Origin of the sequence: Sorangium sp. So ce321 (assembly GCF_051530195.1) — a bacterium.
Lineage (GTDB): Bacteria > Myxococcota_A > Polyangia > Polyangiales > Polyangiaceae > Sorangium.
In genome coordinates this window covers 7394297-7410805 of sequence record NZ_CP150329.1, presented here as the reverse complement: position 1 = coordinate 7410805, position 16509 = coordinate 7394297, and the positions used below count along the sequence as shown (strand labels likewise).

General features: G+C 73.1%; 11 protein-coding genes. 3 read left to right on the top strand and 8 right to left on the bottom strand.

What is annotated here, in order from left to right; all coding sequences use genetic code 11:
• Window positions 1-29: 29 nt before the first annotated feature.
• Window positions 30-2417, top strand: coding sequence for a Tex family protein (locus WME89_RS27200; protein ID WP_438002630.1), 2388 nt, complete (start codon window positions 30-32; stop codon window positions 2415-2417).
• A gap of 121 nt (window positions 2418-2538) precedes the next feature.
• On the opposite strand, the gene WME89_RS27195 is transcribed toward WME89_RS27200, so the two are convergent.
• Complete coding sequence (locus WME89_RS27195; protein WP_438002629.1) at window positions 2539-3414, bottom strand: alpha/beta fold hydrolase; 876 nt, start codon at window positions 3412-3414, stop codon at window positions 2539-2541.
• A gap of 834 nt (window positions 3415-4248) precedes the next feature.
• Here WME89_RS27195 and WME89_RS27190 point away from each other — a divergent pair.
• Entirely contained in the window at window positions 4249-5265 is a 1017-nt protein-coding gene (locus WME89_RS27190) for a formin (protein WP_438002628.1), read from the top strand.
• A gap of 316 nt (window positions 5266-5581) precedes the next feature.
• On the opposite strand, the gene WME89_RS27185 is transcribed toward WME89_RS27190, so the two are convergent.
• The 7 genes from WME89_RS27185 to gatC all read right to left on the bottom strand — a co-directional run bounded on the left by WME89_RS27185 (window position 5582) and on the right by gatC (window position 13249).
• Window positions 5582-7036, bottom strand: coding sequence for a hemolysin family protein (locus WME89_RS27185; protein ID WP_438002627.1), 1455 nt, complete (start codon window positions 7034-7036; stop codon window positions 5582-5584).
• Window positions 7037-7089: 53 nt separating this feature from the next.
• On the bottom strand, window positions 7090-8208 hold the full coding sequence (locus tag WME89_RS27180; protein WP_438002626.1) for a tRNA pseudouridine synthase B: 1119 nt from the start codon (window positions 8206-8208) through the stop codon (window positions 7090-7092).
• 29 nt (window positions 8209-8237) lie between these two features.
• Complete coding sequence (locus WME89_RS27175) at window positions 8238-9488, bottom strand: 1-acyl-sn-glycerol-3-phosphate acyltransferase (RefSeq protein WP_438002625.1); 1251 nt, start codon at window positions 9486-9488, stop codon at window positions 8238-8240.
• Window positions 9489-9511: 23 nt separating this feature from the next.
• Complete coding sequence (locus WME89_RS27170; RefSeq protein WP_438002624.1) at window positions 9512-10684, bottom strand: NAD-dependent epimerase/dehydratase family protein; 1173 nt, start codon at window positions 10682-10684, stop codon at window positions 9512-9514.
• A 62-nt stretch (window positions 10685-10746) separates the two neighbouring features.
• Window positions 10747-11343 carry a GNAT family N-acetyltransferase gene (locus WME89_RS27165; RefSeq protein WP_438002623.1) on the bottom strand — a complete coding sequence of 199 codons (597 nt, stop codon included), beginning with the start codon at window positions 11341-11343 and terminating at the stop codon, window positions 10747-10749.
• A 32-nt stretch (window positions 11344-11375) separates the two neighbouring features.
• Window positions 11376-12932, bottom strand: coding sequence for an Asp-tRNA(Asn)/Glu-tRNA(Gln) amidotransferase subunit GatA (gene gatA / locus WME89_RS27160; protein WP_438002622.1), 1557 nt, complete (start codon window positions 12930-12932; stop codon window positions 11376-11378).
• Window positions 12933-12937: 5 nt separating this feature from the next.
• A complete protein-coding gene (gatC, locus tag WME89_RS27155) occupies window positions 12938-13249 on the bottom strand; it encodes an Asp-tRNA(Asn)/Glu-tRNA(Gln) amidotransferase subunit GatC (protein WP_437617510.1) in 312 nt (103 codons plus the stop codon).
• Between the two features lie 176 nt (window positions 13250-13425).
• On the opposite strand from gatC, the gene WME89_RS27150 reads away from it, so the two are divergent.
• Window positions 13426-16227 carry a hypothetical protein gene (locus tag WME89_RS27150; RefSeq protein WP_438002621.1) on the top strand — a complete coding sequence of 934 codons (2802 nt, stop codon included), beginning with the start codon at window positions 13426-13428 and terminating at the stop codon, window positions 16225-16227.
• Window positions 16228-16509: the final 282 nt, after the last annotated feature.

Sequence of the window (16509 nt, the reverse complement as noted above, 5' to 3'; positions counted from 1 at the left end):
CGCGTGCACCCTGCGCGTATGCCGCGCGCATGAGTGAGACGCAGAGCCCTGTCGCTGTCCCCGGCCGCCCGGACAGCTCGTTTGATCCGGTCCCGCTCCTCGCCGAGGAGCTGAGCCTCCCGCGCCACGGGGTCTCGGCGGTGGCGAAGCTGCTCGCCGAGGGGGCGACGGTGCCGTTCATCGCCCGCTACCGCAAGGAGGCGACCGGCGGGCTCGACGAGGTGCAGATCCGCGCGATCGAGGAGCGCCGCGCCTACATCCTCGAGCTCGAGGAGCGCCGCGCCACGGTGCTCGGCGAGATCCAGAAGCAGGGCAAGCTCACCGACGCGCTCGCCTCGAAGATCCGCGCCTGCCGCACCAAGGCCGAGCTCGAGGACCTCTACCTCCCGTTCAAGCCGAAGCGCCGCACGCGGGCGATCATCGCGAAGGAGCGCGGCCTCGAGCCGCTCGCGGATCGCGTCTGGTCGCAGCCGGAGGACGGCAGCCCCGAGGAGGAGGCCCGCGCCTTCGTCAGCGCCGAGAAGGAGGTCCCCGACGCGGCGGCCGCCCTCGCCGGCGCGCGCGATATCTGCGCCGAGCGCATCGCCGAGCACGCCGACGTGCGCAAGCTCGTCCGCGAGGCCTACGCCAAGGAAGGCGTCATCAAGGTCCAGAAGAACGAGGAGCACGAGGGCAAGCAGACGAAGTTCGACATGTACGCGAGCTTCGAGGAGCCCGTCGCGAACATCCCGTCGCACCGCTACCTCGCGATCCGCCGCGGCGAGGCCGAGGGCGTGCTCCGCGCCGCGATCGAGCTCGCGTCCGAGCCGCTCGTCCCCCCGATCCACGCGGCGGTGGGGCTGAAGCCGAAGTCGCCGTGGGCCGGCGAGCTCACGAAGGCCGCGGAGGACGCCGTGAAGCGGCTCCTGCTCCCGGCGGTGCAGAGCGACGTGCGCGTCGACCTCAAGATGCAGGCCGATCGCGCCGCGGTCGAGGTCTTCGCCCAGAACCTCCGCGAGCTCCTGCTCGCCGCGCCGTTCGGCACGAAGGCGGTGCTGGGCATCGACCCGGGCCAGCGCACCGGCTGCAAGTGCGCCGTCGTCGACGAGACCGGCAAGCTCCTCGAGCACACGACGATCTACCTGGTCGGGAGCAGCGACGCCCTCGAGCGCGCGCGGCAGGACCTGCGCCGCATCTGCCGCAAGTACCCGCTGCGCGCGGTCGCGGTGGGCAACGGCACGCACGGCCGCGAGACCGAGGCGTTCGTGAAGGACGTGCTCGCGTCCGAGGGCCTGAAAGAGATGTACTGCGTCCCGGTGAGCGAGGCGGGCGCGAGCGTTTACTCGGCGAGCGACGTCGCGCGCGAGGAGTTCCCCGACCTCGACCTCACGGTGCGCGGCGCGATCAGCATCGCCCGCCGGCTGCAGGATCCGCTCGCGGAGCTCGTGAAGGTCGACCCGAAGAGCATCGGCGTCGGCCAGTACCAGCACGACGTCTACCAGGGCCTGCTCGCGCGGAAGCTCGACGAGGTGATCGAGAGCTGCGTGAACCTCGTCGGCGTCGAGCTCAACACGGCGAGCGCCCCGCTGCTCGCCCGCGTCGCCGGCGTCGGCCCGAGCCTCGCGAAGAAGATCGTCGCGCACCGCGACCTGAACGGCGCGTTCAAGAGCCGCAAGGGGCTGCTCGACGTGGCCGGCATCGGCCCGCGGACGTTCGAGCAGGCGGCGGGCTTCTTGCGCGTCCGCGGGGGCGAGCACCCGCTCGACGCGAGCGCCGTGCACCCGGAGCGCTACGGCCTCGTCGAGCGCATCGCGGCGGATCTCGGCGTGCCGGTCGGGTCGCTCATCGGCGACACGGCGGCGATCGCGCGGATCGATGCGAAGAAATACGAGGCTGGCGACGTCGGCTCGTTCACGCTGAACGACATCCTGAGCGAGCTGAAGAAGCCCGGCCGCGACCCGCGCGCCACCTTCGAGCCGCCGAAGTTCCGCGACGACGTGCGCACCATGGAGGATCTCAAGCCGGGCATGGAGCTCGAGGGCGTGGTGACGAACGTGACGGCGTTCGGCGCCTTCGTCGACATCGGCGTCCACCAGGACGGCCTCGTGCACGTCTCGCAGCTCGCGGACCGGTTCGTGAAGGATCCGAACGAGGTCGCGAAGGTCGGCGAGAAGATCAAGGTGCGCGTGCTGGAGGTCGACCTCGTGCGCAAGCGCATCTCGCTCACCGCGAAGAAGGGCGGCGCCCCCGCCGGCGCGCGTCCCCAGGCGGGCGGCCCCCCCGCGGGCGGCGACGGACGCCCCCGCAACGATCGCAACGACGGCCGCCGGCCGGGTCAGGGGCAGCAAGGGCAGGGGCAGCAAGGGAAGGGGCAGGGGCAGGGCAGCTCGGGCGGCGGCTTCCGCAACAACCCGTTCGCGGATCTGCTGCGGAAGTGAGCCCTCGCGCGCGGGCGGCCGGCTCCTGAAGCCCGCCGCCCGCGCGATCCCGCCGGGGAGCGGCGCGGAGGTCCGGCCACCGGTGGCAGGCGCACAGGCGCCGGGCCTCCGCCGGGCGGCGCTAGAAGCCGTGATCCGCGAAGAAGCGCTCGATCCGGAGCGAGACGAGCTCCGGGAACTCGACGGCGGTGGAGTGGGTCCCGCCGCGGACCACGAGGATCTCGGCCATCGCGATGCGGCGCGCCATCGACTGCGCCAGCGTTCGGGGGGCGAACGTGTCGCGGTCGCCGGTGATGAGCAGCGTCGGGACGTCGATCTGCTCGAGCACCGCCTCGACGTCGTGGGTGCTCAGCGCGCGCAGGTTCCTGAAGAGCGCGTCCATGTCGAGCTGGCCGGACGGCGGCGCGAGGTCGGCGAGCACCCCGGGGTCGAGCGCCTTGCCGAGCAGCCCCATGCGCTTCATCCAGAGCACGGCATCAGGCTTTCCGACGACGCGTTGCGTTATCCTTGGTGCCGCCGTGTGAGCGTGTGCCGCGAGCTCCACGAGCGGTGGGAATAGCCGTCCCAGGCCGGGCAGCGGCCCGATCGTCTCCAGCGGCCGCCGGCAGGTCCCGTTCAGCAGGACCAGGTTCGTGGCGAGCCCAGGGAGCCTGCGGAACGCTTCCAGCGCGACCTGGACGCCCATGCTCCAGGCCATGAGCGCGCCGTGGCGGACCCCTTCGGCCGCGAGGATCGCCTCCAGGTCGCGGACGTGGTTCGCGACCGCATAGGCGCCTGGGACGTCCGGCGACGGTCGTTTCGACCCGTACATCCCGCGGTAATCCCACGTGATGAATCGGTACTGGTCGGAGAGGTACTCGATCTGCGCCCGCCAGGCGAGGTACGGCCAGCCGAGGCCGTTGACCAGGACGACCGTCTTCGCCCCCGGAAACGGCGGCGGCGTCACGTGGTACGCGATGTCGGTCCCATCAAAGCTCGTCGCCCGACGGGTTTCCATCCGGAGCGATGGTCGCCGCGGGGGCGGCGCCTGCCGACCCCCGCCGGAAGCAGCGGGCGGCGCGCGCCGACCCCCGCCGGACGAAGCGGGCGGCGCCTGCCGACCCCCGTTGGCTTGCCTGGTGGATGAAGCGGAGGGCGGCGCCTGGCGGCCCCCGCCGGATGAACCGGATGAAGAAGGCGGCGGAGGTCGATCCCGACCTCCGCCGAACTTGAACCAGACCATGAGCCCCTGCTTCCTACCCGGTCCCTCCGCGGACGGCCATGCTGCCGGCGATGGCCTGCGCGAAGGCCGGGGGCGGGCTCACACCCCGACCATGACGCGACCGCGGGTCTCGCTGGCCGCACGGCGTCGCGATCCCCTGCCGAAACACATCCCGCGCTGCCATCGCCATCGCGTTGACATTCCAGGCGGCGCGCCGCTAACGTGCCCGGCGGGTCGTCCGCTCGCCCGACGCTCCCGTTGTGTTGCTGATCTTTTTCTGCCCGCCCCCGAATCGGTCCGCTGGACGCCGGCCCATGTCGTCTCCTGTCGCCGCTCGTGCAGGAGCAGCTCCGGATCGGGCCGTGGTGGGTCGATTCCCTTGGGCGGGCTGGGACTTTCTGGGCGGAGTGGTGCTGCGATCCCGTCCCCGAGGAGCCGATGGCTGAAGAAAAGAAGAAGAGCAAAATCGATCTGAAGGCTCGGCTGGGCAAAACGACGATAGGCGGGGCACCGGGAGCGGCCGTCCCCCTCCCCGTGCCCGGCCAGCAGCACGGATCGGGGCCGCCTCCCGACGGGAGCCCGATCCCGGGCGGTGGGCCCTCGCCCCATCATCCGAGCGCGCGTCCACCGATGCCTTCCGTGGGAGGCATTGCGCCCCCGCCCGGCATCTCTCCAGGCATCCCGCTGCCGCCGTTCGCGGCGCCCGCGCGTCCTGCGATCCAGACGCCGCCGCCCAAGCCGACGGCCGCCGCGCAGACCATCAAGGTCGAGGTAGGCGAGGAGGTCGAGCAAGAGCGCCGGAAGGCCTCGAAGAAGACGGCGCTCTACGCGGCCCTCGCTGCGCTCGTCGGCATCGGCGTCGGCTTCGCGGCAGGCGGCGCGAAGGAGCGCGGCGACCGCGGCAAGCTCGCCGTCGAGGGGGCTGCGGGGCTCGAGAAGGACGTGCGGGCTGCGAACGAGAAGATGCAGGAGCTGAACGAGAAGCTCGGCGCTGCGGCGGAGCAGCTCTCGCGGAAGAGCTTCCCCACGCAGCTCACGACGGATCTCGGTGCCATCAACGTCCCGTTCGACGCGACCAACCTGGAGGGCAAGCAGATCGGCAGCCTCCCCGGGCGGGTGATGCGCCAGCTGCTCGGCTTCACCACATCGGTCCAGGACCTCAACAAGACCAAGGACAGCCTCAAGAACCTGCTCGCCGCGGCGCAGGGCCCTGTCGAGAAGTCGTGGAAGGAGCAGGAGGAGCCGCTGGCGAACTTCTCGGTCGTCTTCCGCCGCGACGGCGACAAGACGCTGGCCGAGCTCGTCCCCAACAAGGCGCCGTTCCCGTTCGGCAAGGACTGGCCGGCCAAGTACACGGTGAGCCGCCTCGAGCGCACGCAGCAGGGCGTGAAGCCGGCCGACAAGGAGGCCACGCGCTGGACCAAGGGCGACATCGCCGGGGGCGATCTGCAAGCGCTCCCGGTCGACCCTCAGTCGGTGGCTGCCTTCACGAGCGAGCAGATCGTCTTCAAGCTGCGCAGCGCGCTGATCGACGTCCGCCAGCTGCTCGAGGGCAAAAAGGACGACCCCACCAGCGAGACGCCCGGCCTCATCAAAGAGGGCGACGATCTCGCGAACGAGCTCCACAAGATCTCCCTAGCCCGCTGAGCGGCGTTCACCCGCTTCGGATACGGGCCCACCTCGACGTTTTCGGTGCTCGACGCGCAGGAGTGTGCCTGCGCGCCGAAAACGCCGATCTGGGCCCGTCTCCTGTGCGGGAGAACGCCGCTCGGCCGCCGCCGATCAGAACGAGAGGGGCGACCCTCGCCGTGTCGCGCTCAACGGTAGAGGCGAGTTCTGCCCGTGCCTGCCCCGCGCGACGGACAGCCCCTCCTCGGGCCGAGCAGCTCGGCAAGGCCTCCGCGCGCGACCAGGACGAACCAGGGGCGACGCGCCCCCGCGCCGCCACCGTCGGCGCCGCAGCTCAGGCAGCGCCGCCGGCGCCCATGGCCCGGGGGCGGACGATCTCCACCTTGCCGATATGGCGCTCGTCGCTGTCCCGCACGATGAAGCGCAGGCCGAACTTGCTCACGGCCGTGCCCACCTCGGGGACCTTGCCCACATGCTGGGTGAGCATGCCGCCGAGCGAGTCGTACTTTCCCTCCCGGTCGAGCTCCGCGCCGAGGTAAGCCGAGAGGTCGCTCATCGACACGGCAGCGTCGGCGACCAGCCGCCCGTCGCCGAGGTCCTGGATCGCCGCCCCATCGTCCGTCTCGTCGTGCTCGTCCCGGATATCGCCGACGATCTCCTCGAGCACGTCCTCGAGGGTGACAATCCCCGACATCCCACCAAACTCGTCGACCACGATGGCGAGGTGCTGTCTCCGGCTCCTCATCTCCCGGAGCAGCGACGACAGCGGCTGCGACTCAGCGACGAAGTTGGCAGGGCTGCGCGTGATCTCCCGGAGCGTCGTGTTCTTGAGCCGGCGCTCCTCGAGGACCTTGAACATGTCCTTCGCGTAGAGGAGACCAGCGATGTTGTCGATCTGGTCCTTGTAGACCGGATACCGGGAGTGCCCGCTCTCCGTGACGATCTCCAGCACCTTCTCGAGGGGAGTGGAGATCTCGATCGCCTCGACCTTGGACCGCGGCACCATGACGTCGCGCGCCGTGAGGTCGGCGAACTCGAGCACATTCCGGATCATCTCCGCCGGTTCTCGCCCGAAGAGGCCAGAGCGCTCGACCTCATCGACAAGGATCTCGACCTCGGCCTCGGCGACGCGGGGATCCGACGGCTGCTCACCGTCCTTCGCCCCCAGCCTGGAGCCGATCCAGCCGAGCGGTACGGCGAGCGGCAGCATCGCGATCTCGAGGGGGCGCAGGAAGCGGACCGCCATCGACGCGGCGCGATCGGCGTGCTTGCGGCCCAGCGTGGAGCTGACCTCGTAGAGGGCGCCGCTCACGACGATGGTCGTCGCCAGCCCGAGATACAGGGCAGCGTCGGGGACGCTCCGCCGGAAGAAGAGGTCGAAGCAGGCGGCGGTCAGGCTGGTCGACACAACCCAGCCGAGCAGGTAACGGGAGCGAAGCTTGGCGTCTTCTTGACGAATCCGCTCGTAGGCGGCCTTCGTGGGGCCCGTCGACTGCTCAATCAGCGCGCCGAGCCGGGTGGCGCTCAAGGTCGTCAGTGCGGTGTCGGCACCGACGAACAGCGAGCCAAGTACAGCGGAGAGAACTGCAGCGGCGAGCGCTGGCAATGGAACGAGATCGGGACTCAAACCGAGGCTCCTAACGGACGAATCGTAACGGAACAGGCGAGGGGAGCGCAACCGGACCGGGGCGCGAAATCTCAGGAGATCATGGATCCGCGCGTTCTCGCCGAACTTTCCGCGGGCGGATTCCCAGGCTCGACCGGTGAAGCCAAGCTCGGTCAATGACATGCTCCGTGGATCTGCTGAAGTCCAGGGATTTGCCGTCTCGTGTGGTTTTTCCGTCACCCAGCAGGATTTTCACGGACATCGGCGGCCGCGGTAAAACCACGCAGGACGGAAAAGCGGGCCGCAGGCGGCATGGAAGCGCTCTCGGAGGCGGTGTCGTCGGCGACCTCGGGGGCGCCCAGCGCCACGACGCGCCCGTCCGGATCGAGCCATACAGCGGCGCCAGGCTGCGCAGGAGCTGCTGAAAAGTCGGCCTCGGTGAGCGGCTGTCCGAGCCGCGCGCGCCGCGCGCCGTGCTCGGTCAGGCGGGCGACGGGGAGGCTGGAGGCCGCCGCCTCGGCGAGCGGGCGCAGCGCGGCGCGCAGCGCCTCGGCGCCGGCGTCGAGGGGCACCGCCTGCTCCACCGTGAAGGCGCCGCTCGCGGTGCGGCGGAGCGCGGACAGGTGCGCGGGCACGTCGAGGTGAGCGCCGAGGTCGCGCGCCAGCGAGCGCACGTAGTAGCCCTTGCTGACGTCGAGCTCGAGCTCGAGGGTGGCGGGCGCCGCGCCCTCGGCCGGCGCGCCGGGGCCGCCGCGCGAGGCGCCCGCGAGCGCGAGCGACCGGACCTCGACGACCCGGTCCGACAGCTCCACGGCCTGGCCGGCGCGCGCCAGGGCGTAGCTGCGCTGCCCCGCGACCTTGATGGCCGAGTACGCCGGCGGCGTCTGGGCCCGGCGCGCCCGCTCCGCGTCGAGCGCCGCCGCGATGCGCGGCGCGAGGGCGGCGAGCGCCGCATCCCCGGGGGGCCCGCTGGCCGCGGCGAGCGCGGCGAGCTCCGCGTCGAGCCACGCCGGCAGGGGCTCGGCCGCCCTGACCTCCCCGTCCGCGTCGAGGGTGTCGGTGCCCACCCCGAGGGCCACGCGCGCCGTGTAGCGCTTGTCCTGCGCGGTGAGGTAGGGCGCGAGCTTGGTGGCCTCGCCGACGAGCACCACGAGGACGCCGGACGCCATCGGATCGAGCGTCCCGGCGTGCCCGATGCGCTTCACGCCGAGGGCGCGCCGCAGCCGGGCGACGACGTCGTGGCTCGTCGGGCCGCGCGGCTTGTCGATCACGAGCACGCCCTCGGGCCGCGCCCCGCCGCCTGCCGCCCGCTCAGGCCTCCGGGGCGGCGCGGATTCCGTCGTGTGCTCGGTCATGCGTGGAGGGTCCGCCGGCGCCGCCCGTTTCATCCGAACCAGACCGACTTCCGGGTGGCGAGGGTGTCGTCGATGAGCCCCTGGATCGTGGCGCGCACCCGCTCCGCCAGGCGCCGCACCAGGAGCTCGTCGTCCGCCGCCTCGGGGCCGTAGGCGTCGAACCGCACCGGCTCGGCCAGGCGGATCTTCCACTTCGTGGGCGCCGGCACGAGGCCCAGCGGCCCGAGCGCGGGGAACGTCGGCGTGATCGGCAGGTAGGGGATGCCGAGCACGCGCGTGAGGTGCTCGACCCGGTAGAGGAGCGGGTTCGTCTCCTCGGCGCCCACGATGGCGCAGGGGACGAGCGGCGTGCGCGTGCGCAGGCAGAGCCGGATGAACCCGCCGCGGCCGAACCGCTGGAGCTGGTAGCGGTCCTTGTAGAGCTTCCCGCTGCCCTTCGCGCCCTCCGGGAAGACCGCGATGAGCCGCTCGCTCGCGAGCAGCCGCTCGGCGTTCTCCTGGCAGGCCCGCACGGCCCCGAGCCGGTTCATCAGCGTGCCGGCGAACGGCAGGTAGTACACGAAGTCGTCCGCCAGCCAGCGGAGCTCGCGCTGCGCCGGGTGCTCCCGCCGCACCGCGGCCCGCAGCATGAGCCCGTCGTAGGGAATGGGCCCGCCCGAGTGGTTGGACACGACGACGCACCTGCCCTCGCCGGGGATGTGCTCGATGCCCTCGAGATCGATCCTGAAGTAGTGCCTGTACAGGAAGTCGAAGAGCGGCCTGTACCGGGCCTCGGACTTGGGGTCGAAGCCGAACTCGTCGACCTCCTCCGAGCGGCTGCGCAGGCCGGCGCGGCCCCACTGCCGCAGGTAGAAGTCGGTCGACAGGACGTCCTGCGCCGCCCCGGGCTCGGACGGCGGCGGCTCGCTGGCGGAGGCGGCCGGGGCGCCCTCCTCGCGGGCGCTCCGCTCCGTCTCGGGCCCGCCGGGCGCCGCGCTGCCCGCTTCCGGCGCTGGGCCCCCGGCGAGCATGCCCTTGAGCCGCGCCTCGAGCTCCCTGATCTGGCGCTGCAGCTCCTCGGTCGTCACCGGCATGGGCGCGTGCGGCTCCGAGGACTGCGTCCGCCCGTCCGAGGGCTCTGTCGGGCCGATCGGCGCCAGATAGCGCGTCTCCTCCTCGTCGATGTCGATGCTCGGCACGACCTGCGTGGACCCCGGCCGATCGGTCCTCCCCCGCGTCGACGCCGGCGGGCCGTTCACCGCGACTGCTCCCTTGCGCTCTCGATCGTGTTCCGTGCCCATGCCTCTATCCCCCCCCGGACCCCTCACGCGGGTGTCTCCTGCAGGAGCCGCACGTCCCGCAGCCGCTGCGCGCTGGTGTAGTCGAGCAACGCTTCGCGCGTGGTGTAGACCGGCCGGAACCCCATGACCCGCGCCGCCTTCTCGCCGTCCGCCACGCAGAGATAGCGCAGGTACCGGAGGAAGCTCGTCGGCGCGATGGCCGCGTGCGCCGCCCAGAGCGCGGAGACGAGGGGGCCGGCCGCGCTGTGCAGCACCGGCACGGGCGTGCGCCCCGCGAGGCGCACGATCGTGGAGAGCGGCAGCACGCCGTCGCCCACGATGTTGAAGGTCCCGGGGAAATCGCTGTCGATGGCGAGCTTGAAGGCCGCGATCGCGTCGACCTCGTGGATGAACTGCCACAGCGGGTCGAAGCCGAGCATCGTCATCACCAGCCGGCGCGCCAGGAACCGCGTGACGTAGTTCTGCACCGTCGGGCCGAGGATCGGCGCGGTCCGGAGGATGGTGACGGTCGTGCCCTTGGCCCGCGCGCCGAACGCGTTGAACTCGCGCTCGGCGGCCATCTTGTCCGCGAAGAAGCGCTCCTCGGGGTCGGCGCGGAGAGGGTGCTTCTCCGTGAGGAAGTTGGGGTTGGTCGGGTGCGCGCCGTAGAGGATCGTCTGGCTCCAGAGGATCAGCTTGCGCAGGCTCGCCTGGCGCGCGCCGTGGAGCAGGTGCATCGTGCCCACCGACTCGAGCTCGTGGGCCCAGGCGGTCGCCGGGGTCGGCGACGAGAGGAAGCAGAGGTGGACCAGCGTGTCGACCTGCTCGGCCGCGAGCACCTCGGCGACCCGCTCCTCGGACGCAGGCGCCGTCAGGTCGACCGTGTGGAGCCGCAGCTTGGCGCCGCCCGTGTCCGGCGTCTTGATGTCGATGGCCACCACGCGGGCGATGCGCGGGTCCTCCTCGAGGATCCCGATGAGGTTGCGCCCGAGGAACGAAGCGGCGCCGGTGAGCGCGACGACGCGGCCCCGCGGGGCGGAAGACGCCTGCCGGCTGGCCGGCGGGGCCCCTGCGGACGCGGGCGCCGCGGGCTCGCCCGGGCTGCTCGTCGCGGCGCCTGCCTTGGACGCAGGCGCGGCGGGGTCCTCGCCGGCGGCGGAGCGCTGCTCGGCAGCGTGGAGGGCCGGAGCGTCGGGGTGCTCGGACAGGGGAGCCATGCGCGCGGCCGCGACACTACCTGGTCGGCCGGCGCACGCAAGCGCAGCGCGCGCCGACGGCGTCACAGCACGCGGCGAAGGACCGGGTACGGCTCGAACGTGTGCACCTCGACGAATCCGTTCTTCGTGAACGCCGAGACCGGGCCGGTCCACAGCTCCTCGTCGCTCACCGGCTCCCTCGGGCGGCGGGGGAGGGCCTCCAGGGCGCGCGCGCCCCAGGCGGGCGCGAGCTCCACCGCGCCCGCGACGAGCGCCGTCACGACGCCGCGCCGGCGGTGGCCCGGGTGCACGACGGCGCAGCCGATCAGGAAGACGCCGGCGCGATCGCCCGCGAAGCACGGCAGGCCCCTGTAGAGCCGGCGCTCGTAGGCCTTCGCCACGGCCGCCGCGGGCGCGACCTTGAGCCAGCCGACGACGTGCGGCGCGTCCGGCGCGAGCGCCACGACGCCGCGCGCCTCGTCGCTGCCCGCGGCGAGCGCCTCGGCGAACTCCCGGCGGTTCTCCCCCTGGCCGTCCGAGCACCGCGCGAGCCACTCGTTGTTGGTGCCCCCGAAGTGGTAGTACCGGCAGTAGCAGGGCGTGCCGGCCGCCTCGAACAGCGCCTCCAGCCCGGCCAGGTGCTCGGCGCCCGCCGGCGCCACCTCGATCGCTGCGCTCACCGCCGCGCTCCTCCCGTCCCCTTCCGTCTCCGTCACCCGACCGGCGCGCGCAGCCCGCGCACCGGCGAGATCTGCTCCCACGCGTAAGCAGCCTGGCAGAGCCGCGCCTCCTCCAGCGCGGGGCCGATGAGCTGCAGGCCGACGGGCAGCGCCGGCCCGCCGTCCGGCGCCGGAGCGGTCGCGCACGGGACGCTGATCGCGGGCAGCCCCGCCATGCTGGCGGGCAGCGTGTAGACGTCGGCCAGGTACATCGAGAGCGGGTCGTCCACCCGCTCGCCCAGCCGGAACGCGACCGTCGGCGAGACCGGCGCCGCGATGAGGTCGACCTCGCGGAACGCCTCGTCGAAGTCGCGCCGGATCAGCGTCCTGACCTTCTGCGCGCGCAGGTAGTACGCGTCGTAGTAGCCCGCCGAGAGCACGTACGTGCCGAGCAGGATGCGCCGCTTCACCTCCCGGCCGAACCCCTCGCCGCGCGTGGCGCCGTAGAGGCCCTGGAGATCCGACTTCCCGCCGCGCTCTCCCTCGACGCGGAGCCCGAAGCGCACGCCGTCGAAGCGCGCCAGGTTGGACGACGCCTCCGCGGTCGCGACGATGTAGTAGGCCGCCACGGCGTACCGCGTGTGCGGCAGGTGCACGGGCCTGATCTCGCAGCCGAGCCCGCGCAGGCCCTCGATGGCCTCCCGCACCTTCGCCTCGACCTGCTTGTCGATGCCCTTCGCGAAGTACTCCTCGGGCACGCCGATGCGCAGGCCCGCGACGTCGCGGCCGCACGCGGCCTCCACCTCGCCCACCGGCGCGTCGAGGCTCGTGGCGTCGCGCGGATCGCGGCCCGAGATCACCTCGAGCAGGCGCGCCGCGCCCTTCACGTCCTGCGCGAAGGGCCCGATCTGGTCGAGGCTCGAGGCGAACGCGATGAGGCCATAGCGAGAGACCCGGCCGTACGTCGGCTTGATGCCGACGACGCCGGTGAGGCTCGCCGGCTGCCGGATGGAGCCCCCCGTGTCCGAGCCGAGCGAGCCGGGCGTCATGCCGGCCGCCACCGCGACAGCGCTGCCGCCGGACGATCCGCCGGGGATGCGCGTCAGGTCCCACGGGTTCTTCACCGGGCCGAACGCGCTGTTCTCGTTGGACGAGCCCATCGCGAACTCGTCCATGTTGCACTTGCCCGGCAGGAGCGCGCCGGCCGCGCGCAGGCGGGCGACGACCGTAGCGTCGTACTGCGGGCGGAACCCGCGCGACGGGTCGGGCGTCTTCGACGATCCGCACGATGCGCCCCCGCCCGCCGCCGCGCGCGTGAGGATCTTCGAGCCGGCGGTCGTCGGGGCGCCCTCGGTGCAGAGCGCGTCCTTGAGCCCGATCGGGACGCCGGCGAGCGGGCCGAGCGCCTCGCCGCGCGCGCGCCGCGCGTCGAGCGCGCGCGCGGTCTCCAGCGCCTGCTCGCCCTGCACCGTGAGGAAGGCGCCGAGCGCGCCGTCGCGCTGCTCGATGCGCGCGAGCGCGGCCCGGGCCACCTCCTCGGCGCTCACCTCGCCGCGCTGCACGAGCGCCGCGAGCTCCGGGATGGATCGATCGAGGATCGCGATGTCCATCGGCCTCACCCCTCGTCCACGAACGCCGGCACGGCGAACCCGTCGTCCTCGACCCGCGGCGCCTCCCGCAGCGCCACCTCCCGCGGCAGGCTCGGCGTCTCCTCGTCGGCGCGGAGCGGCAGCCGCTCGATCTGGACGTGCGCCGTCGGCGGCACCGCCGAGACGTCGAGCTCCTCCAGCTGCCGGACGTAGCTGAGGATGTTGCCGAGATCACCGGTGAGGCGCTCCATTTCCTCAGCGGAGAGGTCGAGGTGGGCGAGGCGCGCTATCGTCAGCGCCTCGTCGCGGCGGAGAGGGGGCGAGTCAGCGTTCGACATGGCGAGCGCCCGATGTAGCACCGCCGGTTCCGCGGACGCCAGAGCGCGGTGGGCCCGCCGCGCGCGCCCCCGAATCTGGCCGCGGTGCAAGAACGGTGGTAACGCCGGGCTCCCGCGCGCCCGGCCGTCCTCGGCCCGTCGGGCAGCAATCCCGACCCTTTGCGCGTTGCTGGCGAATGCAGTCCCCGAAACCGCCCTCCCTGCGCCGCGAGCGCACCGGCCTCATCGTTCTCTGCGCTTCCGCGGCCGTGGCGATGTCGCCCGGCGTGGGCGGCGGTGCTCGCGACCGATCGACCGCCCTCGCCGCGGAGCTCGCGGAGCGGGGCATCGCCGCGGCGCCCGGCGACGTGGTGTGGGTCGACCCGCCGCGCGGTGAGCTCAGCCCGTTCGGCGTGCGGTCGCGCGCTGTCGCGCGCGGCGCGGTCCGGGGCGAGCCCACCGACCTGTACCTCGTCGACACGCGGCTCTCGCCGGAGGGCGTCCTGCTCGACGTCTCGGGGGTCCACAACCTCACCGAGACGAGCGGCGCGGACGAGTCGAGGCCCGTGCTCCGCGGCGACGCGCTCGCGTACATCTCGCGCCCGCTGATCGAGGCCGCGTCGCCGACCGTGCACGTGCTCGACCTCGACGGGCAGCAGCTCCCGAGCGGCGCCGACTGGACCTTCACCGAGCGGCTCCAGCACGCCCTCACGAACTGGCAGGCGACGGGCCGGCGGCGCGGCATCGGCCGGCGGACGTTCGCGATCGACCCCGCCCGCAGCGAGGAGCCCGGCGCCGACGAGCACGGCCAGCCCGGCGACAGCGACCCCGGCGCCGAGGAGCTGGACGGGGGCGGCCGCCGCCCCTCAAACGCGGGCGACGTCGCGATCGCGCTGGAAGACGACAGCGCGGTCGTCGTGCGCGCGAGCGGCCGCGAGGCGCGCCTGCCCCTGCACGGCGTGGACGCGCCCCTGCCCCCGTGGATCCGCGCCGAGGCGTTCGAGGTCGCGCGGCCGGGGAACCTCGTCACGTGGGCGGTCGACCGGGTGCGGCTCGTGATCGGCGACGCCGCGATGCAGACGGTCAAGGCCGTGGCGTTCACGGCGCTCGACTTCGTCCTCCGCAACAAGGAGGCGGTGACCGGCGACACGGGCGCCGAGGACATCGCCGCGGATCTCGGCCAGAGCACGCTGGATCCGCCCGTCCGCCAGGCCCCGATCGATCCCGAGATCGGCTGGCCGCCGTCGCCGCTCGAGCCGTGGGTGACGCCGGCGCTGCCCGGGGAGGGGCAGTGGAACCCGCAGGGCGGCGACGCCTTCGTGCGCAAGCTCGAGGGGCTCCCGCCGGCGTTCATGACCACGTTCATCCGGGCGGATCGCTCGCGCAAGGCGACGCGCGTCTACATCGCGCTCTGGGACCCGCGCCAGGTGGAGCTCCACATGATGGCGGGCACGGTGGAGCCCAAGGGCGCGACGGGCGAGGCGGGGCCGGGGCTCATCCCGCGCACGCCCGAGGTGATGAAGCGCGTGGTCGCCGCGTCGAACGCGGGCTTCCAGGCGATGCACGGCGAGTTCGGCATGATGGCCGACGGCGTGGTGTACCTGCCGCCGAAGCCCTACGCCGCGACGGTGGCCGTCCGGCGCGACGGCAGCACCGTGTTCGGGACGTGGTCGGAGGACGAGACGATCCCCGACTGGATGCTCTCGTACCGCCAGAACATGACGGTCATGGTCCAGGACGAGAAGTGGAACCCGTTCGGGCGGACGTGGTGGGGGGGCACGCCGCCCGGGTGGGCCGACAAGACGCACACGGTCCGGACCGGCATCTGCCTGACAAGGGAGCGCTTCGTCGCGTATTTCTACGGGGCCGACGTCAGCCCCGAGGCCCTCGCCCAGGCGATGATCCAGGCCCGCTGCGCCTTCGGGATCGCGCTCGACATGAACGCGGGCCACAGCGGGCTCGAGTTCTACCACGTGGCGCCGGGCGGCGAGCTGCCGGCGCTGGGGCGGCCGCTCCAGGGGGAGTGGGAGGCCGAGGGCGAGGTCTCGGGGCTCTCGGGCTACCGCTTCCGCGGCCGCCGGCTCATCCGCGGCATGGGCCTGATGAACTTCCCCCGCTACATCCGGCGGGAGGCGCGCGACTTCTTCTACATGACGCTGCGGCACCTCTTGCCGGGGCCGGCGCTCGCCCCGCGCGCCGCGCCGCCCGAGGCGGGAGAGGGCATCTGGCGCACGCAGGGCCTGCCGCAGCACGGCTTCCCGTACGCGCTCGCGACGACCGAGATCCGCCCCGACCCGGCGCGGCCCGACGTGCGGCTGCGGGTGCTCAAGGTGGACCCGCGGACCGTCGCGGCAGCGCCGATGGGCGAGCCCGGGATGGCCCCGCCGGCCGGGACGGGCTCGACCGTGGCGGTGCTCGGCGACGGCGCCGCGGCGCCCGGCGCCGGCCAGGGCGAGGCCTCCAGCATCTGGCACTCGGCCGGGGCGTTCTCCGCCTCGCCGACCTCCCCGGTGCGCGGCGCGGTCCGGGTCGCGACCGGCCATGGCAGCAGCGCGCGGGCCGTGGCCGCGCTGGGCGTCAACGACGAGGACGGGATGCTGATCTACGTCGAGCGGGTCGCAGGCGGCGTCCACACGTCCAGCGCCCCGGACGCCGCGCTGGCGCCGGACGCCTCGGCGCCGCCCGCGACGCCCGTGGACCCGCGCGACGCGAGGCTGCTCCAGGACTTCCTCGCGGGGCTCGGCTGCTCCTCGCGGATCTACCTCCACCGGCCGCTCTCGGTGGCCCTCGGCGGCGATACCGACCTTTCCGGCGCCGCGGTCCACCCTCCCTCGGGCCCGCGCGCTGTCCGGCTCACGCGCGCCGAGGCGCCGGGCGCAGGCCGGATGTTCGAATCCACACCGATCGTCCCGCACAGCGTCTGGTATCCGCTGCAGCAGAAGCGCGTTCGCTACTTCAAAAAGCCGAAGAAAGAGGAAACGGTGGACGGCGATCACTGAGCGTGGCGGCGCCTCGATCCCCGCTTCGGGTGCAGTAGGCGCTTGTGCGCCGGCGGCCCGAGGGATTAGAAAAAGGTGGCCGGTGCACCGTTTGCAGTACTTCGGAGCTTGCGACATCTCGGCGCGGATCGGCCCGGGGGAGCGGGGCGCGCCCGACGCGCGATCCGGCCGCGTCGCCGTGAGCGCGTGTTTCCAGGAGATGACGGCGCGCGATCGCGTGTCCGCGGGCGCGCGCGACGCGGACGTCGCGCGGCGGACCGGCGCGGGCGGCGCGCTGGATCC